Below are 23,807 nucleotides of genomic sequence, written 5' to 3'. Positions count from 1 at the left end.
GTTCGTATATGTTGGTGAGATGGACCGCTCCGAAGCCAGCCGTCGGCGACTGATCGAGGCCGCCACCCGGGAGTTCGCGGCACACGGCATTGCCGGGGCCCGCGTCGACCGCATCTCCCGCGAGGCCCGCGTGAGCAAGAACCAGATGTACGCCTACTACACCAGCAAGGAAGGCCTTTTCACGGCCGTACTCACCGACGTGGTCAACGGCGTGGTCGGCGAAGTCCCCCTCACCGCGGAGGACCTGCCGGGCTACGCGGTTCGCCTTTACGATGCCTACCTCGAACGACCGGAACTTGTTCGACTGTCCATGTGGGCCCGCCTGGAACGCACTCCCACGGGATCGCTGTTTCCCGCAGACCCGGCCAAGGCGGAGGCTTTGGGTCAGGCCCAAAAGGCCGGCGTCGTCCGGGTGGACATCCCGGCCGTTGACATCCACGCCCTCGTCATCGCCCTTGCCCTCGCGTGGTCACCGGCAAGCCTCATCGACACGGTCGACACCGAGGCGCCGCAGGTAGAACACGACAGGCGCCGCAAGAGCCTGGCCGCCGCGGTCCGGAGCGCCTTCGTCACCGCCTGAGGTCAGCCGGTTCCCCGCCCGCGCCAATCCACTCAGACCAAGATCGCATGCACGGATCCGACGCTGAGTTTGCGCGCGGCGGTGCCGTGGGCATTGCACGACACATGGATGACGGTCACTTTGCGACGTCGTACACCTTCGGCGGCGCGCTCGGACGTACGGCGGCGGTCCTCGCCGCGTTCATCGTGCCGGTGGTGCTCGGCGTGGCCGGAGCGGCCGGGTTGTTCGGCACGGACCAGGTATGGCAGCGGATCGCGTTCGTGCCACTGGGTCTGATCGTCGGCACTGTGTACGGGTACCTGGCGCTGTTCCGGATCGCGTACCGGCTGCGGATTGTGGACTCGCGGCTGCACTGGCGTGCCGTGTTGCGTAGCGGCAGCGCGCCGCTGGCGGATGTGAGTGAGGTGGTGCCGCATCCGAAGAACTACACGACCGTGGTGCTGACCGACGGCCGGCGGGTTCACGTCGCCGGGGTCCATGACGTGTGGCCGTTCCTCAACGCAGTGCGTCGGGCTGCCCCACATGTGCGGATCAAGCGGCCATTCGGCCTGCCGACACCACGATGGTTCGGGGCCGACGGCTGACTGGTGACGACGATCGCGCGGCATCCGCTCATGCCGCCGATCGGGTGCTGCTCGCGTCGCAGGTCGGTCAGGGCGGCAGACGTCCGGTCGCGCTGAGAAGAGGTGAGTCCGTATAGTCGGATCACCCTGCTGGTTGCAGCCCGGGGTCCGGGTTCTCCTGCTCCCACGCGGCGGTGTCAGCGTCGTATACGGCCGTGACGATGTATGTTGCCGCATGCAGCAACGCGGTCGTCATCGGCACTCTGGTCAGGCGTTCGGTCAGCGCGAAGGCGAGCTCGGTCGCGTCGGCATCGTCGCTGCCCTGACCGTCCGTGGCGAAGCCGGCGGCTCGCATGGCGGCGAGGAGCATGTCCGGGTGGCTGCCGGTCCTGTCGCCGGGGTCGTACGGATCGAAGGCGACCTGGATGTCGCCGTTCTTCACCAGCGCGAACCGGGAGTCCTGTTCGACGTTGCGGTAGTGGGACACCACGGTCGTCCGGGTCGAGAGTCGTTCGAGAAGGTCGTCCCTGAGTCCGAGTATCCCGTTGTCCTCGACAACCAGCGACCATCCTGACATCGCGGCCACGGCCATCACCGCCTCCCCACGACGCCGACCGGAGAAGGACGCCCAGTCAGGTCCCCAGCCCGTTGTGCCCAGCCGACGGCCACCGAGCTTCTGCATTACCTGACCCGGAGCAGTGCCGGCGATCCAGGTGAGGCAGAAGCCTCCGGTGAGTTCGCCGTTGGTCTCGAACCAGCCGTGGTCACCGTCGGTGGTCTGTGCAGTCGGCTGCGACGCGGTTGGGCCTGACGGTGGTGTCTCCATCGGCCCGGACGGCTCCGGATCTCCGCGGTGGGCCTGCTGTGCGCAGCCGACGAGTGCCGCCGCCAACGACGTCGCACCCAGAGAAACAAAAGCTCGCCGCCGCATACCGCCAGTGGATCATGGAAGAGGCGACCGGACAACGCCCTGATCTGCCGCAGGTCGGGCACGTCGACGCCGCGCGTTCTGTCGCGCTGCGTGTAGCGCGCTCGGCGCCGCCTGACGCACGCTCTTGCCGATGGCTACCTGCCCGCGGCCTACGGTCACACTGAGGGCCGTCAATAGCGTGGGCGCGAGCGGTTGACTGCGTAACGTAACGACGGATGGGAGTCCACGCAGCCAATCCGGCTTACTCCCAGGCCGTGATCCGATCGCCGTAACGGGTGACGAAGCTGCGTTGAGCGCTGCCACGTCTGAGCACTTCGGGAGCCGCCTGTCCCAGGATTGCCCCGGGACAGACGGCGCCCGGGGCTGCGCGTCCTACGGTTCGACGTGGGCTCTGGAGTCCGGCACTGCTGTGTAGTCGGGCAGTTCGACGCCGCTGATCGCGCGTTCGACGACCGCCATGAGCGCGTCCATGTCGGGCTCCGGGGCGGGTTCGGCGTCCGGCGCGGAGACCGCGCGGCTCTGCACGTGCAGCCGGCCGATTTCCTGGTTGGCCTCGACGAATGGGCGCATTCGCTTCTCGTAGCCGGCGAACCCGACCTGCGGGTCCCACCCGGCGGCGGCCAGCTCTCCGGCCAGCAGATACGCCCCGACCAGGGCCATCCCGGTGCCCCCGCCGGAGAATGGCGACGAGCTGAACGCCGCGTCGCCGAGCAGCGCCACACGTCCGCTGGACCAGCGGTCCATCACTACCTGAGCGACCTGGTCGAGGTAGAAGTCCGGGGCGTCGTCGAGGTGCGCCAGGATACGCGAGGTCGACCAGCCCAGGCCGGCCATCCGCTCGCGCAGCAGGTCCTTCTGGGCCGAGACGTCGCGGTAGTCGATGTCGAAGGTGGGCGCGGGGAAGGAAAGCATGGCCATCGCCCGGGTGGCGTCCGGGACAGGCCGCAGGCCGGCGGAGCGCCCGGACCCCTGGTCCTGGTAGTCGATCAGCCAGCGGTCCAGCCCGAACTCGTTGGGCACGCTGTAGAAGGCCAGCACGCGCCCCAGGTGACGGACGAACCGTTCGTGCGGTCCGAAGACCATCGCCCGGAGTGCCGAGTGCAGCCCGTCGGCCCCGACCACCAGGTCGTAGCGCCGTCGGTCGCCGCCGGCGAAGGTGACATCGACCTCGTCCGCGTTCTGGGCGAGCTCGGCGATCCGATCGCCGAAGACGTACTCGACGCCGTCGCGGGTGTCGTCGTAGAGCACCCGGGACAGATCCCCACGCAGAATCTCGATGTCCGCGATGTACCCGTCGCCGCCGTCATCGTCCGCGCGGAAGGTCTCCAGCACGTTCCCGTCCGCATCGACCGTGTGCGCGCCGGCGGTCTCGGTGCGGGCCGCACGCACCGCCGCGTCCAGTCCCATGCGCCGGATGACCTCCTTGGCCACGCCGCGGGCGTCCACCGCCTGTCCGCCTGGACGCAACTCGCCAGCCCGCTCCACCACGGTCACTTCGGCCCCGCGCCGATGCAGCCAGTGGGCCAGCGCCGGCCCCGCGATGCTCGCTCCCGACACCAACACCCTGATACCGCTCACAACGCCCCCCTGCTGCTCCAGATCGAGTCAATGATGTCGGGTCGGCCCGGTCCCCGGTAATTGAGGATGTTCAGCTCCCGGTTCAAGCACACGAAAGAGCTGCGGGCCCCGTCCCGGCGCGATGGCCAGGACCGGGGCCGTAGCCCTGTGCACGGCATGGACACCGCCGCAACGACGGATGATCAGATGGTGAAGCCACCGTCTACGTTGACCGTGGCCCCAGTGATGTAGCTGCCGCCGGGACCGGCGAGGAACGCCACCGTGGCGGCCACGTCGGCGGGCATCGCGTAATGACCGAGGGCGGTGAACCCGTTGATGGTGTCGGCGTTCGGACCGCCGGCCGGGTTCAGCTCGGTGTCCGTGGGCCCCGGATTCACCAGATTCACCGTAATCGCTCTGCCACCGAGTTCGCGACCGAGTGCCTTGGTCAGGCCCGTCAACGCGGTCTTGCTCATCGCGTACAGCGAAAAGCCGGGGAAGACTGCACGCTGGGCCATGTTGCTGCCGATGTTGATGATCCGCCCGCCGGCAGACATGTGGCGCACCGCAGCCTGCGAGGCGACGAACGGCGCTCGGACGTTGACCGCGACGGTCTGCTCGAAGTCCTTCAGGCTCAGTTGCTCGATCGGTCCGAGCAGGAAGGCGCCGGCGTTGTTCACCAGGATGTCCAGCCGGCCCAGCTCCCCGACAGCCCGGTCGACCGCGGCAGCCACCGCAGCGGGGTCGGCACTATCCGCCTGGATGGCGATCGCCCGCCGTCCCAGGGCCTTGACCTGGTCGACCACTTCGTCGGCGCGTCGCTGATTCTGCTGGAAAGTGAGCGCCACATCAGCGCCCTCCTCGGCCAGGCGCAGCGCCACGGCGGCGCCGATGCCACGGCCCCCGCCCGTGATCAGAGCCACCTTGTCATCAAGTCCGTTGTTCATGACGGAAAGCCTTGTCGACATCGACCCCGGTTGTCTGGCGGTGATCGGACGGCGCGTTCCGCCTCGCGTCGGTTCGACATCCTCCTTCCATAGGGCACCCGCATACTGACTCGCGGCTGATGACCTACGTCCTGGCGGGCGGATTCCCGTTGGCCGACCGCGCACGTGCACGCGGCTGTTGCGCCCGCGCGGGGGCTTGCGGGTACGTTGACGTCGTGGTTGGCCTTGACCAAATTATCGCCCTCGGGCTCGCGTGCGTGCTGCTCATCGTGGTGCCTGGACCGAGCGTGCTCTTCGTCGTCGGGCGTGCGCTCACTTACGGCCGTGCCACGGCACTCGCCACTGCCGCCGGTAACAGTCTTGGGACCTATCTGGTCGCAGCATGCGTCGCTTTCGGTCTCGGGCCACTGCTCGAGCGCTCGACGATGCTGTTCACGGCCGTGCGGTGGGCCGGCGCCGCGTACCTGATCTGGCTCGGCGTTCAGGCATGGCGCCACGCCCGCCACGCCGCCACACCCGACACCACAGCTGCGGCGGGCACCCCACTGTCGCGGTGGCACGCCGTACGCGCCGGAACGCTCGTCGGTATCACCAATCCCAAAGCGTTCATCATCCTTGCCGCGGTCCTGCCGCAGTTCGTCGACCGGGCGGCCAGCGACGTCCCCGTGCAGCTCCTGGCCTTGGCCCTGGTGCCGGTGTTGGTCGGTCTACTGACCGACAGCGTGTGGGGCCTAGCCGCCGATGCGGCACGCGGCTGGTTCGCTCGCTCACCACGACGCCTGGTCGTGGCCGCAAGGGCTGGCGGCGCGTCGATGATCGGCCTGGGCGTCTCGGTAGCTGTTGGCGGCCAGGCTCGCTGACACCGATGAACGCTGGGACCTGCAAGCGTGCCCGCCATTGATTCCAGGAACCGGACCACCCGATCCCAGCTTCAATCGACGCGACTCAACGAGCGTCGGCGCCCGCTGACACGTGACCGGACGTCATCTCCGGCCGGTTCCCCGGCCCGCTGCCGCCGACCGGCTCAGGAGCGGAGCCGCGCGGCGACGCGACCGGCTTCCGTCGTACGGAACTGCGCCTCGTAGAGCCTCAGCGCCCGCCGCCAGGCCTCGTCCGCCCGGTGCCGGTCGCCCGCGGCGGCATGGGCATCGCCGAGGTGTTCGGCCATGGCGGCTTCGAGGTACGGGTTGGCAGCGCCGTCCCCGATCGCGAGCGCGCGCGAGTAGTGCCCGACGGCCTCGCCGGGCCGGTTCATCAGCCGGGCGATGTGGCCCAGGTTGTCGAGGGTGGCCGCGGACCCGGCCGGGTCGTGGTTCCGCTCGTGCAGGGCGAGAGCCTGCCGGGCGGCTGATCGGGCGTCCCGGTGCTGGCCCAGTTCGGCGAGCTGGCGAGCGGTCCGGTTCAACGCGTGGGCCTCGCCGACCGGGTCACCGCAGTCGCGGTAGAGACGCAGCGCCTCGCGGGCATGGCGCAGGGCGGTGTCGTGGTCGCCGGCGAGGGACGACAGGCGCGCCAGGTCGTGATGGGTGTGCGCCACGGCGAGCCGGTCGTCGCGGCCGGTGGCGGTGTGCAGGGCCAGGTCCAGGTGACGGCGCGCGTCGTCGTACTGCCCGGCGTGGGTCAGCGCTCGGCCGAGCTGCCGCTCCGCCAGGGTGATCGCATGCGGGTCCGCCAGGGCGTGGGCGGCGTCGGCGCCCCGGCGCGAGGTGTCCACGCTGTCGCGCAGCAGCGCCCAGCGGTACTGGTAGGTGTCCAGCACGCGGGCCAGCAGCCAGACGTGGCGCCACCAGCCGTGCTGTCCGGCGTGCCGCTGGATGGCGAGCAACTGACCGTACTCGGTGGTGAACCAGGCCAGGGCCGCGGACTCGTCGGGCAGGGGCGTCGTGCTCACCCCGGGAGCCGGGTGGTCCAACGTCACCGGCGTGCGGTAGGGAAACAGCAGCCGGTCCGCCTCGTGGGCGGTGTGCAGGTAGGAGTCGGCCAGCCGCCGCACGGCGGTGACGCGTTCCGCCTCCGGCTCGTCCTCCTCGGCGAGTTCCCCGGCGTGCCGCCGTAGCAGGGCGTGCATCAAATAACGGCGCGGGCTCGGCTCCTCCACCAGGTTGGCCCTCTCCAGTTCGTCCAGCAGCGCGGTGGCCCCGCGCGGCGCGAGGCCCAGCAGGCTCGCGGCGGCGTGCTGCCCGAGCTGGGCGACAGGCGCCGTGCCGACCAGCCGGAACGCCCGGGCCTGCGGCGCGGTGAGCCGGGAGGTCGACCAGGAGAAGACCGACCGCAGGCGCATGGCCTCCGTGCCGGCGTCGAAGCCGCTCAGGTGCGCCTCCGTCGCGCCGAGCTCGTCGATCATCGCGGACAGCGGATGCCCGGGGTGCCGGGATGCCCGGGCAGCGACGATGGACAGGGCCAGTGGCAGGCCGCCGCAGTGGTCGATCAGGCCGTCGAGGGCCGCCGGTTCCACCCCGGCCACCGGCTCGTCGAGGTTCCCGGTGAGCAGCGCCGCCGATCCGGCCCGGTCCAGGACGCCGAGCCGGATCCGGCGGACCCGTCCGGCGCCCAGGCCGGCAAGGTGGTTGCGGCTGGTCACGATGACCGCGGAGGGCGCCGCGGCAGGCAGCAGCGGGACGACCTGTTCCGCGTCGGCGGCGTTGTCCAGGACGACGAGCACACGTCTGCCGACGAGCTGGCTCCGGAACAGCGCCGAGGCCGCGCCGAGGTCGGCGGGGACCGCGCCGGCCGGAACGCCGAGGGCGGCCAGGAAACCGCTGAGCACCGTGAGCGGGGGTGGGCCCGGCTCTGCGGCCCCGAATCCGCCGAGGTCGGCGAAGAGTTGCCCGTCCGGGAACCGGTTCAGGTTCCGATATGCCCATTCGAGCGCGAGCGTGGTCTTCCCGATCCCCCCAGGACCGTCGATCACCGCCACGAAGAGATCGCCTGTGCGGGTGACATCGTCCAGTGCGGCGATCTCGCCGTCTCGGCCGACCAGCAGCCACGGCCGGGCCGGCAGCTGACGCGGGAGCGGCGGCGGCTGCTCGGACGACGAGGCGAAATGGACTCCGCCGCGTAAGCTACCCGCCTGAACGACGATGTGGGCGGTGCCGTCCATGGAGTTGTCGGTGGATCCGGTCATCGGCAGCCCCCGATACGTGGCATGTCGTTGCATTCTCGTCGGACAAGCCCCGTGGTGGAACCCGCCATCGCGGTGAGTGGTCATGATCTGCGCGTGCGAAGGGGCCGACGTGGATGCGGTGAACTCGGGAAAGCTGGTCCGGGTGGCGATCGCCGGGGTGACGGCCGGCATGCCGGTGCTGGGCATGGCCGCGCCGCCCGCTCTGGTCCGGATCGAGCCTTTCGGCACGGATCCGCGGGTGCGGCTGGACGCGACGGCGGGCGGCGGGCGGATGCTGGCCCGCTGCCTGCGCGACGGGAGGGCGGCGGAGATCGCCGCGCTGCTCGATCCCGAGGTGCCGGAGGATGCCACGCTGCTCCTGCTGCCCCGCGACGAGTCCACCGGTCAGCTCGACTTGCTCGCCGATCTGCGGACGCTGGCCCGCCGGGCCGCGGTCACCCTCGACGGTGACCGGTTCGCGGCCGAGGTGATCCGCGGTGACCGGCACACCCGCGCCCGCGCGGTGCTAGCCGCGATGCACGGCACCGGCGCGACGGCCGAACGCCGGCGCCAGGTGCACGCCCGCTTGCGCCGGCTGCGGGTGCCCCGGCCGGCCGAGGTGGCGGGCCTGCTGACAGTACGCGTCGAGGACCCCGCCGTCCTGGCGGCCGCTGTCCAACGCGCCGACCAGGTGCTGGCCGGCTGGCCGCGGGCGGTGGACCTGGCGACGCCGGCCCAGGCGGCGACGCCGGCCGGGCCGGGCCGGGTCATCGCCGTCCCCGGGCGGGGCAACCCCGCCGAGGAACGCACCCGCCGCGGCCTCGTCGACCGGCTCTCCCAGCTGCTCGCCGACCGGACCACGGCACGCCGGGTCGCCCTGGTGGCCGGATCCGGGATGGGCAAGACCTCGCTCGCGGTACGGATGTGCGGCCACCTGGCGGACGGCTACACCGTCGTCGGCTGGCTGTCCGCCACCAACTCCACCACCTGGCGCTCGTCGGTCGCCCTGCTCACCGAACGCCTCGGCGTCGACGGCGCCGGCCCGGACGACCTCTGGCAGGCGCTCGGCGAACGACGACCGGCTCTGATCGTGGTGGACGACGCCCCGGAGCCGGCCGCGTTCGCCGCCTCGCTGCCCTCGATTCCCGGTGTTCACGTGCTCGTCACCTCGCCGTCGGTCCGCTGGCGCGCCGAAGCCGCCACCGTCGAGCTGGAGCCGCTGTCCGAGCCGGACGGCATCGAGTTCCTGCTCGCCCGTACCGGCGCCGAGGACGAGCGGCTGGCCGCCGAGGTCACCCGCCGGCTCGGCGGCTTCCCGCTGGCGCTCGAGCAGGCGGCGGCCGCCGTCGTCGACGGGTTGTCCCTGCGCGGCTGGCTGGATCGCCACGGCGACGCGCCCGCCACCGGAGCGGCCGCTCTCGACCAGGCCTGGCGGATCCGCCTGGCGGCTCTGCGGGACGGCCATCCGGATGCGCTGGCGCTGCTGCGTATCCTGTCCTGCGCGCAGCCCGCCCCCGTTTCCGGTGAGCTGCTGACCGGACTGGGTCGGGACTACGGCGACGACCCCGCCGTCGCGGTGTGCGCCGACACCGGACGCCGTGACGCCGCCGTCGCCGAACTGCGGGCCCAGGCCCTGATCCGGACCGGCGCCGACGAGGAGACGCTGCTGGTCCATCCGTTGCTGGCCGGCGCGGTTCGCGACGAGGCCGGTCCGGAAGCGGCCCGGGTCGCGCTGATGGTGGCCGCCGTGGCCGGGCGCCTGCTGGGCGACGAGGACGTCAACGACGCCGATCTCTGGTCTCGCGTCATGGCATTGTCCGCGGTCGCCGTGGCGGCCTGTCACCTGGTCCTCGACGGCTCCCGGCAGCGCCCCGGCAGCGTCGCCCCCGACCGCTTGCGCGCTCTGGCGAATCACGCGCTCTGGCTGCCCCGGGCGTACCTGCACGAGCGTGGCGCGGCCCGCGACGCCTACCGGGTCGCCCTGCTGGCGCTGGCGATGCACGGCGACGAGGTCGCCGCGGCTGCCGTGCCCGGAGTGTCCGCCGAGGTGATCGACGCGTTCGACGACCTCGACCCGGCTCTGGTGCTACCCGCGGAGCGGCTCGGCGACGTCGCGGGCGCCGACGCGCGGATCTCGGCGGCACGATGGCTCAACGAGACGGACGCGCTGCTCATGGACGTGGATCTGGCGAAGGCCGAGGCGTACGCCCGCAGGGCCCTGACGCTCCTTCCGCGCCGGACCCGCGAAGCCGCCGGCCCGGACGCCGTCCCCTGGCCGGCGGTGATCCGGGTGGAGATCGGCGACAATCTCGGCTACATCCTCGAACTCAGGGAGCGGTTCCCGGAGTCCGCGAAGGTGTACGACACGGCCATCCGTCACCTGCTGTCCTTCCCCGGCGGCGCAGCCGGGAGCAAGTACGCCGAACTGCTCAACGACCGCGCGCTGCTGCTGCTCGACACCGGCCGGTACGACCGCGGCGTGGTGGAGTTCAGCGCCGCCGCGGACCTGGCCCGGAAGAGGTCGCAGGGTCCCGAGGTGCTGTACAACATCGACAACAACGTGGCACGGACCGAACATCTGACCTGGCGGCTGCGGTCCGCGTACCGGCGGCTGAACGACGGCCTGCACTGGCTGCTCGACCGGTCGCCGGCGCAGAGCACGAACGTCGTGATCGCACAGTGCAACCTCGGGCTGGTGACCTACGACCTCGGTGCCACCGACGAGGGGTTCGCCCTCGTCCACGGTTCCTGGCAGACCCTGCGGGACCGACTCGGACCCGAGGACCGGGAGACCCTGGTCCGGCGGCTGGCCCTGGCCGAGCTGCAGCTGGCCCGCGGCGACCGGCGGGCCGCCCACCAGGGGGTCCTCCTCGATCTGGCGGCCTGCCAGGCGGAGAGCGGACCCGAGTCCGCCTGGGCCACCGTCCACCGGCTGCGGGCGGCGTGGCTCACCGGCCTCGCGGCGCAGCCGCCGGAGACGGTCCACGGTCTGGCCGCCGCGGTGGAACGGCTCTTCGGCGCGGACACCGCCCATGCCGCGATGGCCCGGGACGCCCTTGCCGCCTGGCGCCTGGCCGACCCGGCCACGGCCGGGCCGGACGACGTCGGGTCCGCGGCGAAGGCCGTCCGGTACTCCACCCGGGCTCTCGGCCCCGGCCACCCGCTGACCCAGCTGTCCGGCGCCCGCCTCGCGTTGCTGCGCCGGGACACCGCCCGGCGCCCACGTCCGCTGCGGACCGGCGCCGGGCGTGTTCTGCTGACCACGCTGGACTCGCTGACGCGGCCGGGGGCCGGCGGGTTCGCCGAGGACCTCCGGCAGCACGGCCAGCCGCCGGTGGATCCGGCCCGGCCCGGCTGGGAGGCGGACCGTCTGCGGCACCTGCTCGCGGACGACGTCGTCGAACCGTCCGCCGGCGAAGAGCTCTGCTGGCGGGCGAACATCGGCCGGCTCGCGGCCCTGGCCGGCGCTGCCGACGCCGGTGTCCTGCTCCGGGAGGCGGCGGACAGCAGCGCGGCGCTCTACGGTCCGGACCATCCGTGGACTCTGGCCCGGGCCGCGGCGGCGGCCATCGCCGACGACGACCCCGAGACGCTGCGCACCGTCGTGACCGCGCCGATCTGGAGGTGAGCACGATGCCGCACCGGGTCTTCATCGTGTGGGCGCACCGCGACCCGCGCTGGAGCGCCGGAGAACAGGACCGCTACCGTGCGGCGGTGCTCGCCTTCGCCCGGGCACTCGACCGGGTCGACGGCCTCGAAGTGGAGATCGACCTGTTCCACAGCGAGGATCGGGCGATCGACTTCACCCGCTGGGGGCCGGACCGGATCACCTGGGCCGACACGGTCATCATGATCAGCAGCGCACCCCTGTGGGACCGCTGGTCCGGCCGCAACCCGCCGGACGAGGGCGCCGGGGCGGTTCGCGAGTGCGACGCGCTGCACGGCCTGTTCGACACGAACCAGGCCGATTTCCAGAGCAAGGTCCTCATCGTGGAGCTGCCCGTCGGCGCGCACGCACCGGTCCCGGCCGATCTGTCCCGCGTCCAGCGCCGCACCGTCGACGATCCCGAGGCGACCCTCGTGCTGCGCTGGCTGCTGAACCAGCCCCGGTACCCGCGGCCGGCGGGGAAGGTGCAGGTGGACCTGCCCCCGTACCCGGAGGCGCCCTTCCCGGGCATGCCGCACCGCCGGGCGGATCACCTCGCCGCCGAACGCGCCCGCCGCCGGCAGCCACCGCCCGGCCCTGGCCGCCAGCGGTTACTGTCGGGAGCAGGTGAGTCACTGGAGGTGTCGATGGATCCGATCACGGCCGGCGTAGTCGCGGCCACCGTGGTACCGCTGGCGAGCGGCGCCGCCGGCGAGGCCGGCAAACAGGCTTGGGCTTCCCTGTCCACCTTCGTGCGCGACCGGTTCGGTCGCGACTCAGGGCCGTGCACCGCCGTGCGGGCCCTCGACGAGCAGCCGCAGAGCACCGCCGTCGGGGAGGTGCTCGGCCGGGTCCTTGAGGACGCCGCCGCCTCCGACGACCGCACGGCGGACTGGCTGCGAAGCTGGCTCGACCACGCCGGCCCGCTCGCCGGGCGGGCACCCGAGACCGGCGCCGTCCACAACACCATCGCCGGGAGCGCGCAGATCCAGGGAGCCGCCATCCAGGCCCACACGATCCACGGACCGATCACTTTCGGCGGCGTCCAGTCGTGAGGGCGCGCTGAGCAAACCCGGGCCCCGGCATGCCGGGGCCGCCAGCACGCTCTACGGGCGCACGTCCCGGAACGCCGACAGTCGCGACCGTGACCGCCTGGACCTGTACGGATCGCACCGGCGGCCGGCACGTGGACCCGCAGTACGCCGCCCGCTGCGCCTCGCTCAGTTGATGGTCATCGCCATCACCGCCTTCCCGCGTCGGGCGTCGGACCGGTGGCCGGGATCAGGGCACGGTGGTGGCCGCGTCGCTGTGACTGGGCTCGATCCAACTCTCCGGCCCGGGGTAGAAGAGTGTGGTGTGGTCGTCGTTGATCCACTTCACGGTGTACGGCGGACTGCCGTCGGGATGGTCGATACCGGTGATGACGCCGACCCGGTTCTCGATGCCGACGTGGACTCCCGCGACGACGATGCGGTCGCCGATGTGGGCTTTCATGGCGTTTTCTCCCGTCTGTTCCGCGCGGGATTCCGGCACGGGCGGTCCGACCATTCGGTGCGTCCCACTCGCGTGTGAGCCTCGCTCATCCGGTTCGGCCCGCTCCTGATCAGCTCGATTCTCGCACCCGCGGACCAGGAACATCAGGGTCTTGGGTCCCAGATGGCCCGATGTGCCGTTGCCGGCGGGCACGGCTTCTCCCGGCCTGAGGAAATGGCGCGGGAATCAAGTCGTGTCTGAGTATTCGAATGGGCGGAAATGGCGCCCGGGGCTGATCGTAATGGTGCAATATGGCGTCGCGAACAATTCTTGGAAGGGGGAGGTTTCCATGCGCGCACGCACTGCGCTCAGCGTCGGCCTGGCCGTCGTGATGACGGTCCAGACGCCCGCGGCGGCGTCCGAGGCCGGTGCCGGACAGGGGCCGGCCCGCGGCGAGTCCAGCACCCGGGCCGATGTGCTGGCGGCGCTGCACGGCGAAGCCTATGACTACCGGGTCTACCGCGCCTATGCGGCGCAGGCGGCGGCCGCCGGCTCGGAGACGGCGGCCCGGCTGTTCCGGGAGACCGCACATCAGGAACGCTACGAGCATTTCGCCGAGCTGGCGCGGCTCGCCGGCCTGGTGGGCAGCGACGCCGACAACCTCACCACGGCCATCACCGGGGAGCACTACGAGGCGACCGAGATGTACCCGGCGTACGCCCGGCAGGCGCGGCGCGACGGCTGCGCCGCGGCGGCAAAGGTGTTCACCGAGATCAGCCACGACGAGCAGCGCCACGCGACGTGGTACACGGCGGCCCGGGACGCGATCACCGATCCGGACGCCGATCAACGGTTCCCGGTGGGTGAACGGGTGCCGGCCGCCGCCATCCCGGCAGGGCCCGCCCGCTGCACCGGCCGGACACAGGCCAACCTGCTGGACGCGATGCACGGCGAGGCGTTCGCCGGTGTGCAGTACGCCCTGTACTCCGAGCACGCCCAGCGGTCCGGCCGGCCGCGGCTGGCCCGGCTCTTCGCGGACGTGGGCAGCCAGGAGCACAACGAGCACTTCGTGGAGGAGGCGAGGCTCGCCGGGCTGGTCGGGCCGACGGAGGACAACCTGCGCACCGCGCTGGCCGGTGAGCGGGACGAGGCGACGATCACGTACCCCCGATATCGTGACCGGGCGGTGCGCAACCATGACCTGGCCGCACGGCTGTTCGACGAGTTCGCCCAGGACGAGGCGAGGCACGCCGGCCAGTTTGCCGCCGCGCTGAGCTGCAGGTGAACGCCTTCGGCTTCGAGGACGGCATCGCCCTCCTGCGCACCGCCGAGCACGGCGGCGACCAGGCCGAGGACGTCCGGCAGGCCGCCGTGTTGTGCCCGGCGCCGGCCATCCTCGTCGAGGACTGACGGCACGTCCTGCCGCGAGACACCCGCCGCGACGGTCCACGGCGGCGGGTGTCCGTCATCCGCCGCGGAGCAGCGCTTGCGGTCAGATGGTCACTGGCGTATCGCCTTCGCTCAACCCACGGTGACGCTGATCGTGTGCCATCCGGTTGCGCCGTCCGGGAACGGCGTGGCTCGGGTCTCCGGCTGCACCGCACCGCTCTTGTCGGTGGCGCGCACCGCCAGCGAGTGCGGCCCGGCGGTCGCCTTCCAGCTCAACCGCCATTGCGTCCAGGTGTCGATCGAGGCGGTGGGCAGCAGTTCGGCCGGCTGCCAGGGGCCGCCGTCGACGCTGATCTCGACGGTCTCGATGCCGCGCCGCTGTGCCCAGGCCACCCCGGCCACGGTCACCGTCCCGGCCGCCATCCGGGCGAACGGCTTCGGCTTGTCGATGCGTGAGGCGGTCTTCACGGTTCCCTCAGTGTCCCAGCCGCGTTCGACCCAGTAGGCGTCGAACCGATCAAAAGTGGTCAGCTCCAGCTCGGTCACCCACTTGCAGGCGCCCGCATACCCGTACAGTCCCGGCGTCAGCATCCGGACTGGGAAGCCGTGCTCGAGGGGCAGCGGCTCACCGTTCATGCCGACCGCGAGCATCGTGTCGCGGCCGTCGAGGCCGGTGGCGACCGGCGTGCCGATCGTCATCCCCTCGACCGAGCGGGCCACGATCTGGTCCGCGCCAGCCTGCACCCCGGCCTCCTTCAACAGCGCCGCGAGCGGGACGCCGAGCCACCGCGCGGTGCCGATGTAGGGGCCGCCGACCTCGTTGGACACGCAGTTGAGGGTGATGTCACGCTCGATCAGCGGCCGGCGCAGCAGCTCCGTGAACGACAACTCGATCTCCCGGTCGACCATCCCGTGGATCTTCAGCCGCCAGGTCGACGGATCGACGCGGGGCACGGTCAGGGCGGTGTCGACGCGGTAGAAGTTCGCGCTCGGTGTGGTGAAGTCCGCTGCGATCCCGTTTGGCAGCGGCTTCGCCGGATCTGCGGCCGCGGGGAGACGGATCGCCTCCCGGGACTTGCCGGCCGCATTCTCGCGCTGACCGGAAACGGCCAGACCCGCGGCCTCCGCCGCACCGGCGCCGGCCGCCAGCAACGACAGGCGAAGAACCAACCGACGATCAACCCCGTTTTCCCGTACGGCGTCAGCAGCGTCCCGCCGTTCGCGCAGCAGCCACCACAGCGCCAGTCCGGCCAGTGCCGCCCCGAACGCGGCCGGGACCGCGTCCAGCACGGTCCCGGCCGGTCGGCACAGTGCGGCGGCCGCCCCCGCCACACCGAGTACTCCCGTTCCCACCGGTATCGCTGCCCGCCACCTCGTCGCCGCGATACCGGTGGTTACGGTGAGCAGGACCAGCACGACGCCGATCACGCTGAGCAGGACCGGCTTGTCGTGGGTGCCCCACTCCCGTACCGCGAATTCTTTGATCGGGGTGGGGGTGGCGTCGATCACCGTGCCACCCACCGCGACCAGCGGGCCCGCACCGGGCCGGACCGCGGCCGCGAGCAGTTCCGCGGCCGCGATCCCGGTGCCCGCCGCGACGATCCCACTGATCGCCCCGCGCAGCCGGCTCATCAGCTCTTCGGCATCAGGACGGAGTCGATGATGTATACGTTGGCGTTGGCCGTCTGCACGTTGCCGCAGACCACCGAGGCGCTGTCGGTGCCGACCTTGAAGTTCTCGCCGCTGCCGGTCACGGTCAGCTCCTGGCCCTGCAGCGTCTTGTGGGTGCCGGCCAGGTCCGCCGGGGTGAGCTTGCCGGGCACCACGTGGTAGGTGAGGATGCTGGTCAGTGTCTTCTTGTCGGCGAGGACCTTGTCCAGGGTGGCCTTCGGGATCTTGGCGAACGCGTCGTTGGTCGGCGCGAACACGGTGACCCCGTCGGCCGAGTTCAGCGAGTCGACCAGACCGGCCTTCTTCACCGCGGTGACCAGGGTGGACAGCAGCGGGTTGCCGGACGCGGCGGTGGCCACCGGCACCTTGCCCATCGCCTCGAAACTGCCGGCGTTGGCCGGGTCGGTCGGCACCGCCGCACACCCCGGGCCGAAGTTGACCATGTCCGTGCCGCCGATGCCCGGGGCCGTGCTGGGCACCGCCGAGGTCATCGTCGGCGCCGCAGCCGTCGTCCCGCCGCTGTTGCTGTCGTCGGAGTCACTGCCACAGGCGGACAGGGAAATCGCGAACACGGTCGCGGCGGTCAGGGCGGTGAGCTTCGTTGCACGCATCGATCTGCTCCTCTTTATTGGGACTTGCACCGATGATTCGGCGCCGACCGTGCCGCGGATTGGTGGAATCTCAGATTGTTTTCACGCCGGCCACCATCAGCGCGGGCTCGCGGGATCCGCCGGGCGGTTCGACCGGGACACCGACCAGGGATCATGCTGCGCCCCGCCATCAACGAACCATCCCTCGCCGCGTCCGATGCTCTCGCGAGGATTCGGAGCCGAAGGATCATCGGATGGGTTTGACCGCCAGAAACCTCCGCAGCACTCACCGAGTACGCCGCTACCGGCCGAAGGTGCGTCGTCGAGGGTCCCGGCTTCGACCAACTATGCGTGGGTTGACTGCGGTGTGGCATCCGACCACAGCCATCGCCAGATTCACGGTGATGAGGTCAAGGATCTGGGATGCCGACGCGTCTCCGAAACGTGCCACGTCGAAGACTGCGGCGTTGTTGACCCATCCGGCGAGCGGGCCGGTGGACTCGGCGATTGCCGCCGCTCGTTGCGTCGTCGCCACGTCACGAGCATCGCCGGTGATCAGAGTGACCCGTTCATTCGTCCAGTCCAGCTGGTCGGCCATGTCAAGGATGACGACGCTACCGTCGCCGGCCAGGCGTTCGGCGATGGCTCGGCCGATGCCGTGGGCGCCCCCGGTGACGACGAACGATGGTGGAGTCAGCATGGCGGGTACAGCCTCCTGCGGTGGCCTTCAGGTCCGGACGGTGTTCTGGCCCGCGGGGATCAGCAGGCGCTTGCCGGAGTCGACATTTTCCTGCCTCGGTATCAGACCCCACGGCTGGTCACCCATACCGCGTCGACGGCGAAAACGCCAGGAAGGTCGCGACATGCTCACGCGCGTGGGCGTCCGCGAACGAGGCCGAGAAACCGCGCATGTCCTCGTCGGCATGGTCGGACACGGACACGCCACGATGCGCCGGGCCGGCTGACGATTCACCTGCAGCACACTGTGCGCCGGCCAGCCCGTCGCCGAGATCTGGTGCACGGGCCTGCCGCGATCGGTGCGACGACAGTCGGTCATGACGGCGGCCCGCACTCGGTCGGCGACCGAGGACCAAGTCGGACGAAGCGTGACGACCACGTCGGCCGCCGCGCACGACTTGCGGCAGACGGACGCCTGGCGGACGTCAAACGCGGCCCGACCACGGTGCCGGGGTCTCAAGCGATACCGAGGCCGCGGCGTCCGGTCTCGTTGAGGTCTTCCAACTGAAAGCGGTTGGGCCATTCGCGCTCGTAGTGCTCGGCGGGGAAGTCCGACGGGCTCGATCCGGTCAGGAACGCCTCGCGGACGTTGGCGGCGTACTTCTCGTTGCGGGGGCACCAGGGGGCGGCGGGGATGTACATGACGTTGCCCCAGCCTTTCTGGTTTTCGACTGCCGCGACGCTATGGATCATGTCGGCGTGCCACCAGACGGAGTCGCCCGCCTGGACGTCGGGGATGCCGGTCAGTGCCTCCATGAGCGGGGCGTGCCACTTGTGACCGGCGGGGAAGACCTGGTTGACGGTGACGCCGCACATGTCGTCGTCGGGCACGTCGGACAGCAGGGGGCGCACCATGAGGTACGCCATGGCCTCCGGGATCGGAACGGTGTGCAGCACGCCTTGGTCGTGATCCATGTCGGACAGCGCGGTCCACCCCTGGAAGGTGCGGAATGCCGAGCACATGGTGGTGCCGGGGTACTGCGGACCGGCCGTGCGGTGGGCGGCGTCCCAGGGGTCGTACTGCTCGACGGTGCCGTCGAACAGATGCCGGAACGCCTGCTGGTACGCCTGCGTCATCCAGAGGTCCAGGGTGCCCGGGTCGAGGTGCGTGCCCAGACCGGCGGAGTCCGCGCCCTCGGGGCGGCGGCGGATGCGGTCGGGGTAGAGCGAGTCGCGGTTCGGGTCGAACCACTGGACGCCGCCGGACTCGGACTTCCACTGCCTGTTGAGGAAGGCTTGGACGTTCGCCATACGGTCGCTCTGGCGGGCCTGCATCTGGGCGGGCGACCAGTAGATCGGGTAGATCTCGGGTCTGGAGCCGACGCTGCCGAAGAAGTCGTCGCCGGGACCCCGGTAGTCCTCGAAGAAGTTGTTGCTCTCGACGTAGTCGACGATGTCCTGATCCCACTGCCGCGCCTGGTCACGGTCGAAGTGGCCGCGCACGACGACGCAGCCGCGGCGGTGCAGCAGGTCCAGTTGATCGGCGGTGACGGTGCCACTCGCGATGTCGGCGTAGTCGATGACGGGCCAGACGCTTTCACCGCGCCGGCGGGCCGCGTTGATGTCGTCGACGGCGGCTTGAACACGTCGTTCGACGACGGCGAAGACCTCGTCGACCGTGCGCCCGGAGGCGTTGATCCGAGCCCGCAGCGCGGCCTTGATCTCGCGGGTGGCCGCTTTGAGGTCAGCGGGAATCTGCTCCCAGTGCGGCAGAGCGGTGGTGGCCGACACGGCATCTCCTTCTAGTTAGATCTCCTTACTTGGAAGATTCTAAAGGACCGCGATTCTCTAGACAAGGGCCCTGACTAGAATGGCGGTGTGGAACCTCCCTTGCCCTCACAAGAGCTCGTCCGGTCCCTCACCGACGAGCACGTGCTCCGCGCGTTGATGCACCATCGTCGGCTGACCCGTGCCGAATTGGCAGCCGAGATCGGTATCTCCAAGCCGACCGCGGGGGAGAGCGTGCGCCGCTTGGCCGATCGCGGTTTGGTGGCCGACACCGGCGAGCGCACCACCGGTGGCCGTGGCCGCGGTCGCGTGGGCTCGTACTACTCACTTGCTCCGGCGGTGGGGGTGGCGCTGGCGACCGTCATAGCTCCCGAGGGTGTCGTGGTGGAATGCCTGGACGTGTACGGCGACACCGTGGCCCGCGCGATCCGGCGGATCAACCGGCCCACCCACGGGAGCCAGGCCGCAGCGGCTTTGACGGCCGCTGCCGCCGAGGCCCTCGCCTCCGCCGGGCAACCGGCCAGGCTCGCCGTTGTCAGCGCGGCCGACCCGGTGGACCGTGCCACCGGCCGCCTCGTGCATCTGCCCGATTCGCCGTTCCTCCTCGGCGAGCTCGACCCCGTCGCCGTCCTCGCGCCGCAGGCCGGCGGTCCGGTCATCGTCGACAACGACGTGAACTGGGCAGCGCACGCGGAACGGGACGCCGCCCGCGACTTCGCCTACCTGTTCCTGGGCGAAGGGCTCGGCTGCGCAGTCGTCAGCGACGGCGAGGTCCGTCGTGGCCACAGCGGGCTGACCGGCGAGATCGCCCACGTGCTGACCCTCGGGCCGGGTGGGCGGGCGGTCCGGTTCATCGAGGTCTTCGGCGAATTGGGCCTGCGCCGCGACGGCTCCACGGCCATCGACGTCGAGCGGCTCCTCGGGGGCGACGCCGCCACGCGGGCGGCCATCGGGCAGGCTGTTGGCGGTGTCGTCGCCGCCGTGGTCGCCTTCGCCGACCCGCTGGAGATTGTTGTCGGCGGCTCGTGGGGGCCGGCTCTGATTGACAGCATCCGAGCGGCGACGGCACGGATGCCGCGCCGGGCTGCCATCCGTCCTGCCCGCCTGACCAGTGAGCCGGTCCTGGCCGGAGTGCGCGCCGAGGCGCTCAGTCGCTTACGGTCGGCCATTACCGCGAAAGACTGACCCGAATGGCCCTCTACGGATCGACACAGGCGCCAGGTCTCGCGCTGTCCCACGAGGAGCCACAACCGCAGGGCGCCCGCTCATCGGCTAGAAGTCGTGCGCTGACCGGGCCGGAGCCCGTCATGGCCCGTAGCGATCGCCTCGCGGCGGATGAGCACGCGAGGCAACCACCCGGATCGCGGCAGGAGAGTAAGAAGACGGGATCGCGCCGCCTGAACAGCTTCAGGTGACGAGGGTTACCTGAAGCTGCTGTCGCCGGTCTCCGACGTATTCGGGTCGGCCCCGTAGTTCAGTTGCCGACCTCGAGGGCGGCCATGAACGCCGTCGGGTATCGGTCTCCACGGGCTGACCCGGCCGGCACCGCCTTCTCGATCTCGGCCAGGTCGTTGCCGGTCAGATCCAGGCCGATCGCCGGGAGTGCCTCGGCCAGCCGCTGTCGGGTGCGGGCGCCGATCAGCGGGACGACGCGCTCGTCCTGCGCGGCGACCCAGGCGATCGCCAACTGGGCGACCGTGCAGCCCTTGGCCTCGGCGGCCCGGCTCAGGGCGTCGACCAGGGCCAGGTTGTGCGCGGCGTTCTCGCCGGAGAAGCGCGGGCTGTGGTTGCGGTGGTCGCCGTCCCGGCCGGGCGCCCAGTGCCCGCTGAGCAGGCCCCGGCTGAGCACGCCGTACGCGGTCAGTCCGATGCCGAGATCACGCAGCGTCGGCAGCACCTCGGCCTCGATCCCCCGCGACAGCAGCGAGTACTCGATCTGCAGGTCGGCGATCGGGTGCACGGCATGGGCCCGGCGGATCGTGGCCGCCCCGGCCTCGGACAGCCCGGCGTACCGGACGTACCCCGCCTCGATCAGCTCCTTGATCGCGCCGATGGTGTCCTCGATCGGCACCTGCGGGTCGACCCGGGCGGGGCGGTAGATGTCGATGTGGTCGACCCCGAGGCGGGTCAGCGTGTACGACAGGAAGTTCTTGACCGCCTCGGGCCGCCCGTCAGCGCCGGAGAACCGCATGCCCGGCCCGACCAGCTGACCGAATTTGACACTGAGCTGATAGCTGTCCCGGTCCCGCCCGCGCAGCGCCTCGCCGAGCAGCAGCTCGTTGTGGCCCATGCCGTAGAAGTCGGCGGTGTCGATCAGGGTCACGCCGGCGTCCAGCGCGGCATGCACGGTGGCGATGCTCTCCCCGCGGTCGGCCGGCCCGTACGAACCGGACATGCTCATCGCGCCCAGACCCAGCGCCGAGACGATCGGACCGTGCTCACCAAGAGTTCGTTTCTGCATGTCCCCAGCCTGCGCCGGATCCGCCGGGCCCGGGAGCGGAGCGCTTGTCGTGGGAGCGCCGCTCCCTGTCTCCCCGACCACCCGGCGAGGGAGCATGGTCGCATGGAACGTGACACGCTGGCCGATTTCCTGCGCCGCCGCCGGGAGGCGATCCGCCCGGCCGAGGTCGGCCTGTTCGACGGACCGCGCCGCCGCACCAACGGTCTGCGCCGGGAAGAGGTGGCGATGCTGGCCGGCATGTCGGTGGACTACGTGGTCCGCCTGGAGCAGGGCCGCAGCAGCCAACCGTCGACGCAACTGCTGGTCGCGCTGGCCCGGGCGTTGCGGCTGTCCGACGACGAACGGGACCACCTCTTCCGCCTGGCCGGGCACCAGCCGCAGCCGGGCGCCGACACCGCCCGGCTGGCGCGGGCGGGTCTGCTGCGGATGCTGGACCTGCTCGGTGACACCCCGGCTATGGTCATCTCCGACCTGGGCGTGGTGCTGGCTCAGAACCGGGCGTCGATGCTGCTGGCCGGTGACCACACCGGTTTCACCGGCTACCGCCGCTACCTGGTCTATCGCTGGTTCACCGAACCGGACACGCGCCCCGTCGCGTCCGATTCGGAACGCGAACGGCTCGGCCGGCAGCACGTGGCCGATCTGCGCGCCGTGGCTGGCCGACGGGCAGGCGACCCGGAGGTCACCGGCCTGATCGCGGCCCTCCGCACCGCCAGCGCCGACTTCGCCCGGCTGTGGGCGGAACACGAGGTCGCGGTACGCCGCAGCGACCGCAAGACGTTCGAGCACCCACGGGTCGGCCGGCTCACCATGGACTGCGAAACCCTGGTCACCCCGGATCTGGGCCAGCAACTGCTGGTGCTGACCCCGGCCGACGAGGAGGCCCGCGAGCGCCTGTCGCTGCTGCGGGTCCTCGGCACCGAGGAGTTCCCGGAGTCGGTCACGGCTGAAGGTCGATAACGCCTTCGCCGGTACGAATATCGACGCATCGGGCCGGCTCCGCTGGCTGGGGCACAGACCACTGGTGCCACGCGCGGTCGGCGGCGAACGAGTAGCCTCCTTCCCCTCATGCGCAAAGGGTCCTACCTGCCGTCGGGTTCCATGGTGCGAACACGCAGGAGGAAGCCGGCGAATCGCCGATCGCCCATGTCGCTGTTCCATCTCTTCGCTTCGTCGACGGCGGTAACGATCCCGGAACCGGCAACTGGCTCGGGTGCGAAACGACAATGCACCGTGTCAATCGAGACAACGGTGGCGACGGTTGGCGGACCGTCCGAGCCGCCGTGGTGGTCCTCGACGGCATCGATGGTCGCAGCAACGCCATCTCCGAGGACGGTGTCGAGCCACTCGACGTCGGTCGCGGGTCGTAGCCGCCACGACACCTCGGAGTTCTTCCGGAAAGGCGTGCCGCAACACTCCATCTGCCAATCGGCCATCCATACCTTGAGCTGCATGAACCGAAGTCTGCAGGACGCCGTCGGCGCGCTCGATGCCGCCCTCCGAACCGCCGCGACAAGATCGGGTTCGGTGAAGTGATCTCAGCAAGCTCCGGACAGGTATTTGTATTCGTAGTGAGTCAGGCGCGGCGCGTCGGCGACGATGTCGCCGGTCCGGCGCGGGCTGACGGTGGTGTGACGCAGCGTTTTCCAGCAGCCGATCAGGATCGCGAAGCCGCGTTCGCCTTGCCATCGCAGGCCGCGCAGGAGCCAGTTGTAGCGGCGGTCGTCGGGGCCGAGCGTTCCGCGCGCAGGTCGCCGGGGCCTCATGCCGCACGTTCACCGGCAACTCTGACCCGAATCGCAGGGCGACGCCGAGCGCGGCAGCCGGGGCGCGGGTCGCGTCGGGCAGCCGCGCCACCCTGTTTGTCATAAATGAGGCACTCCTGATATTCGCTGACCAGACTCGCTCTGCTTACCCATGTCGGTCGGTAAGTGGGCCACCAGCCGTGTTCGCGTTGGATTCGTCACACGGGCTGGAGTGGTTAACCGGATGGTGGGCTAAGCTCCGTCGCTGACATCGATGACGGCGCCTCTGAAGATGTGGCATCGATATTCTTTCAAGCGGGGGCGCGGCGCTGCAGAGCCGTCTTCCTCCATTCTTCAATCGCTAATGGAGACAGTTTTGATCTACCGGAAAATCCTGGCTCGAATCTCGGTGACCGCAGCGGTGTCCGGGGCGGCCCTGGCGTTGACGGCGTTCCCGGCACAAGCCGGCCTTGATCAGGGAGCCAACGACCTTCCCTGCAGCGTGGGTGAGATCTGCTTCAGCGAGTACTCGACTGACTGGAACAAATCACACAAGGACTTTTGGAACACGGCCAACCACGGCCAGAACAACTCCCACGACTACTACACCTTCAACGCCGGCGTCGGTGCCACGCGACACCGTGTCATCGACGCACAGTCGGGCTTGGCGAACAAGGACACCCAG

The 23,807-nt window shown here is 70.7% G+C and carries 22 protein-coding genes; 10 read left to right on the top strand and 12 right to left on the bottom strand.

What is annotated here, in order from left to right; genetic code table 11:
• Positions 1–19 precede the first annotated feature (19 nt).
• Positions 20–580 (top strand): TetR/AcrR family transcriptional regulator, encoded by a 561-nt coding sequence (locus Asi03nite_RS11335; RefSeq protein WP_203678779.1) that lies wholly within the window; start codon positions 20–22, stop codon positions 578–580.
• A gap of 47 nt (positions 581–627) precedes the next feature.
• Positions 628–1,164: a hypothetical protein gene (locus tag Asi03nite_RS11330; protein ID WP_203678778.1), complete on the top strand. Its 537-nt coding sequence runs from the start codon at positions 628–630 to the stop codon at positions 1,162–1,164.
• A gap of 121 nt (positions 1,165–1,285) precedes the next feature.
• On the opposite strand, the gene Asi03nite_RS11325 is transcribed toward Asi03nite_RS11330, so the two are convergent.
• The 3 genes from Asi03nite_RS11325 to Asi03nite_RS11315 all read right to left on the bottom strand — a co-directional run bounded on the left by Asi03nite_RS11325 (position 1,286) and on the right by Asi03nite_RS11315 (position 4,578).
• A complete protein-coding gene (locus Asi03nite_RS11325; RefSeq protein ID WP_203678777.1) occupies positions 1,286–1,969 on the bottom strand; it encodes a DUF6461 domain-containing protein in 684 nt (227 codons plus the stop codon).
• Between the two features lie 477 nt (positions 1,970–2,446).
• Positions 2,447–3,631: an FAD-dependent monooxygenase gene (locus tag Asi03nite_RS11320; RefSeq protein WP_239102614.1), complete on the bottom strand. Its 1,185-nt coding sequence runs from the start codon at positions 3,629–3,631 to the stop codon at positions 2,447–2,449.
• A 203-nt stretch (positions 3,632–3,834) separates the two neighbouring features.
• Entirely contained in the window at positions 3,835–4,578 is a 744-nt protein-coding gene (locus Asi03nite_RS11315; protein WP_203678775.1) for an SDR family NAD(P)-dependent oxidoreductase, read from the bottom strand.
• A gap of 215 nt (positions 4,579–4,793) precedes the next feature.
• Here Asi03nite_RS11315 and Asi03nite_RS11310 point away from each other — a divergent pair, with 215 nt between their 5' ends.
• Positions 4,794–5,438, top strand: coding sequence for a LysE family translocator (locus Asi03nite_RS11310; RefSeq protein WP_203678774.1), 645 nt, complete (start codon positions 4,794–4,796; stop codon positions 5,436–5,438).
• A gap of 164 nt (positions 5,439–5,602) precedes the next feature.
• On the opposite strand, the gene Asi03nite_RS11305 is transcribed toward Asi03nite_RS11310, so the two are convergent.
• Positions 5,603–7,702, bottom strand: a complete 2,100-nt coding sequence (locus tag Asi03nite_RS11305) for a tetratricopeptide repeat protein (RefSeq protein ID WP_203678773.1) — start codon at positions 7,700–7,702, stop codon at positions 5,603–5,605.
• Between the two features lie 118 nt (positions 7,703–7,820).
• Between Asi03nite_RS11305 and Asi03nite_RS11300 the strand changes: the two genes are divergently transcribed.
• Both Asi03nite_RS11300 and Asi03nite_RS11295 read left to right on the top strand, forming a co-directional pair.
• Entirely contained in the window at positions 7,821–11,309 is a 3,489-nt protein-coding gene (locus Asi03nite_RS11300) for a P-loop NTPase family protein (protein ID WP_203678772.1), read from the top strand.
• A 5-nt stretch (positions 11,310–11,314) separates the two neighbouring features.
• On the top strand, positions 11,315–12,382 hold the full coding sequence (locus Asi03nite_RS11295) for a Het-E N-terminal domain-containing protein (RefSeq protein WP_203678771.1): 1,068 nt from the start codon (positions 11,315–11,317) through the stop codon (positions 12,380–12,382).
• A gap of 226 nt (positions 12,383–12,608) precedes the next feature.
• Here the strand turns inward: Asi03nite_RS11295 and Asi03nite_RS11290 are convergent, their stop codons facing one another.
• A complete protein-coding gene (locus Asi03nite_RS11290) occupies positions 12,609–12,821 on the bottom strand; it encodes a DUF1918 domain-containing protein (protein WP_203678769.1) in 213 nt (70 codons plus the stop codon).
• Positions 12,822–13,149: 328 nt separating this feature from the next.
• Between Asi03nite_RS11290 and Asi03nite_RS11285 the strand changes: the two genes are divergently transcribed.
• Together Asi03nite_RS11285 and Asi03nite_RS38480 are read left to right on the top strand one after the other, a co-directional pair.
• Positions 13,150–14,085, top strand: a complete 936-nt coding sequence (locus tag Asi03nite_RS11285) for a ferritin family protein (RefSeq protein ID WP_203678768.1) — start codon at positions 13,150–13,152, stop codon at positions 14,083–14,085.
• Positions 14,082–14,210 (top strand): ferredoxin, encoded by a 129-nt coding sequence (locus Asi03nite_RS38480; RefSeq protein WP_275409364.1) that lies wholly within the window; start codon positions 14,082–14,084, stop codon positions 14,208–14,210. Before Asi03nite_RS11285 ends, Asi03nite_RS38480 begins: the two co-directional genes overlap by 4 nt.
• Before the next feature lie 111 nt (positions 14,211–14,321).
• On the opposite strand, the gene Asi03nite_RS11280 is transcribed toward Asi03nite_RS38480, so the two are convergent.
• The 4 genes from Asi03nite_RS11280 to Asi03nite_RS11265 form a co-directional block, all read right to left on the bottom strand.
• Positions 14,322–15,821: a molybdopterin-dependent oxidoreductase gene (locus Asi03nite_RS11280; RefSeq protein WP_203678767.1), complete on the bottom strand. Its 1,500-nt coding sequence runs from the start codon at positions 15,819–15,821 to the stop codon at positions 14,322–14,324.
• Positions 15,821–16,471 carry a fasciclin domain-containing protein gene (locus tag Asi03nite_RS11275; RefSeq protein ID WP_203678765.1) on the bottom strand — a complete coding sequence of 217 codons (651 nt, stop codon included), beginning with the start codon at positions 16,469–16,471 and terminating at the stop codon, positions 15,821–15,823. Before Asi03nite_RS11275 ends, Asi03nite_RS11280 begins: the two co-directional genes overlap by 1 nt.
• A gap of 280 nt (positions 16,472–16,751) precedes the next feature.
• Positions 16,752–17,150 carry an SDR family NAD(P)-dependent oxidoreductase gene (locus Asi03nite_RS11270; protein ID WP_203678763.1) on the bottom strand — a complete coding sequence of 133 codons (399 nt, stop codon included), beginning with the start codon at positions 17,148–17,150 and terminating at the stop codon, positions 16,752–16,754.
• A 494-nt stretch (positions 17,151–17,644) separates the two neighbouring features.
• Entirely contained in the window at positions 17,645–18,919 is a 1,275-nt protein-coding gene (locus Asi03nite_RS11265; RefSeq protein WP_239102613.1) for a DUF1479 domain-containing protein, read from the bottom strand.
• 87 nt (positions 18,920–19,006) lie between these two features.
• Here Asi03nite_RS11265 and Asi03nite_RS11260 point away from each other — a divergent pair, with 87 nt between their 5' ends.
• Entirely contained in the window at positions 19,007–20,101 is a 1,095-nt protein-coding gene (locus Asi03nite_RS11260; RefSeq protein WP_203678761.1) for an ROK family transcriptional regulator, read from the top strand.
• A 289-nt stretch (positions 20,102–20,390) separates the two neighbouring features.
• Here the strand turns inward: Asi03nite_RS11260 and Asi03nite_RS11255 are convergent, their stop codons facing one another.
• A complete protein-coding gene (locus tag Asi03nite_RS11255; RefSeq protein WP_203678759.1) occupies positions 20,391–21,377 on the bottom strand; it encodes an aldo/keto reductase in 987 nt (328 codons plus the stop codon).
• Positions 21,378–21,479: 102 nt separating this feature from the next.
• Between Asi03nite_RS11255 and Asi03nite_RS11250 the strand changes: the two genes are divergently transcribed.
• A complete protein-coding gene (locus Asi03nite_RS11250) occupies positions 21,480–22,337 on the top strand; it encodes a helix-turn-helix domain-containing protein (protein ID WP_203678757.1) in 858 nt (285 codons plus the stop codon).
• 122 nt (positions 22,338–22,459) lie between these two features.
• Here Asi03nite_RS11250 and Asi03nite_RS11245 read toward each other — a convergent pair whose 3' ends face one another.
• Positions 22,460–22,831 (bottom strand): DUF6578 domain-containing protein, encoded by a 372-nt coding sequence (locus Asi03nite_RS11245; protein ID WP_203678756.1) that lies wholly within the window; start codon positions 22,829–22,831, stop codon positions 22,460–22,462.
• An 84-nt stretch (positions 22,832–22,915) separates the two neighbouring features.
• The gene (locus Asi03nite_RS11240) at positions 22,916–23,143 is read right to left on the bottom strand and encodes a hypothetical protein (protein ID WP_203679108.1); all 228 of its coding nucleotides are present in this window, start codon (positions 23,141–23,143) and stop codon (positions 22,916–22,918) included.
• A 355-nt stretch (positions 23,144–23,498) separates the two neighbouring features.
• Here Asi03nite_RS11240 and Asi03nite_RS11235 point away from each other — a divergent pair.
• Positions 23,499–23,807: hypothetical protein (locus Asi03nite_RS11235; protein ID WP_203678753.1), on the top strand; the 309-nt coding region annotated here is incomplete at its 3' end.

Origin of the sequence: Actinoplanes siamensis, assembly GCF_016862395.1 — a bacterium.
Classification (GTDB): domain Bacteria; phylum Actinomycetota; class Actinomycetes; order Mycobacteriales; family Micromonosporaceae; genus Actinoplanes; species Actinoplanes siamensis.
This window is presented reverse-complemented; position numbering and strand designations above follow the sequence as displayed.

Coding starts and splice junctions, on each gene's coding strand:
- Asi03nite_RS11315 (WP_203678775.1), bottom strand. CDS start 4,578: ATGAACAACGGACTTGATGACAAGGTGGCTCTGATCACGGGCGGGGGC.
- Asi03nite_RS11245 (WP_203678756.1), bottom strand. CDS start 22,831: ATGCAGCTCAAGGTATGGATGGCCGATTGGCAGATGGAGTGTTGCGGC.
- Asi03nite_RS11285 (WP_203678768.1), top strand. CDS start 13,150: ATGCGCGCACGCACTGCGCTCAGCGTCGGCCTGGCCGTCGTGATGACG.
- Asi03nite_RS11250 (WP_203678757.1), top strand. CDS start 21,480: ATGGAACGTGACACGCTGGCCGATTTCCTGCGCCGCCGCCGGGAGGCG.
- Asi03nite_RS11290 (WP_203678769.1), bottom strand. CDS start 12,821: ATGAAAGCCCACATCGGCGACCGCATCGTCGTCGCGGGAGTCCACGTC.
- Asi03nite_RS11330 (WP_203678778.1), top strand. CDS start 628: ATGCACGGATCCGACGCTGAGTTTGCGCGCGGCGGTGCCGTGGGCATT.
- Asi03nite_RS11335 (WP_203678779.1), top strand. CDS start 20: ATGGACCGCTCCGAAGCCAGCCGTCGGCGACTGATCGAGGCCGCCACC.
- Asi03nite_RS11295 (WP_203678771.1), top strand. CDS start 11,315: ATGCCGCACCGGGTCTTCATCGTGTGGGCGCACCGCGACCCGCGCTGG.
- Asi03nite_RS11270 (WP_203678763.1), bottom strand. CDS start 17,150: ATGCTGACTCCACCATCGTTCGTCGTCACCGGGGGCGCCCACGGCATC.
- Asi03nite_RS11255 (WP_203678759.1), bottom strand. CDS start 21,377: ATGCAGAAACGAACTCTTGGTGAGCACGGTCCGATCGTCTCGGCGCTG.
- Asi03nite_RS11280 (WP_203678767.1), bottom strand. CDS start 15,821: ATGAGCCGGCTGCGCGGGGCGATCAGTGGGATCGTCGCGGCGGGCACC.
- Asi03nite_RS11240 (WP_203679108.1), bottom strand. CDS start 23,143: ATGAGGCCCCGGCGACCTGCGCGCGGAACGCTCGGCCCCGACGACCGC.
- Asi03nite_RS11275 (WP_203678765.1), bottom strand. CDS start 16,471: ATGCGTGCAACGAAGCTCACCGCCCTGACCGCCGCGACCGTGTTCGCG.
- Asi03nite_RS11325 (WP_203678777.1), bottom strand. CDS start 1,969: ATGGAGACACCACCGTCAGGCCCAACCGCGTCGCAGCCGACTGCACAG.
- Asi03nite_RS11305 (WP_203678773.1), bottom strand. CDS start 7,702: ATGACCGGATCCACCGACAACTCCATGGACGGCACCGCCCACATCGTC.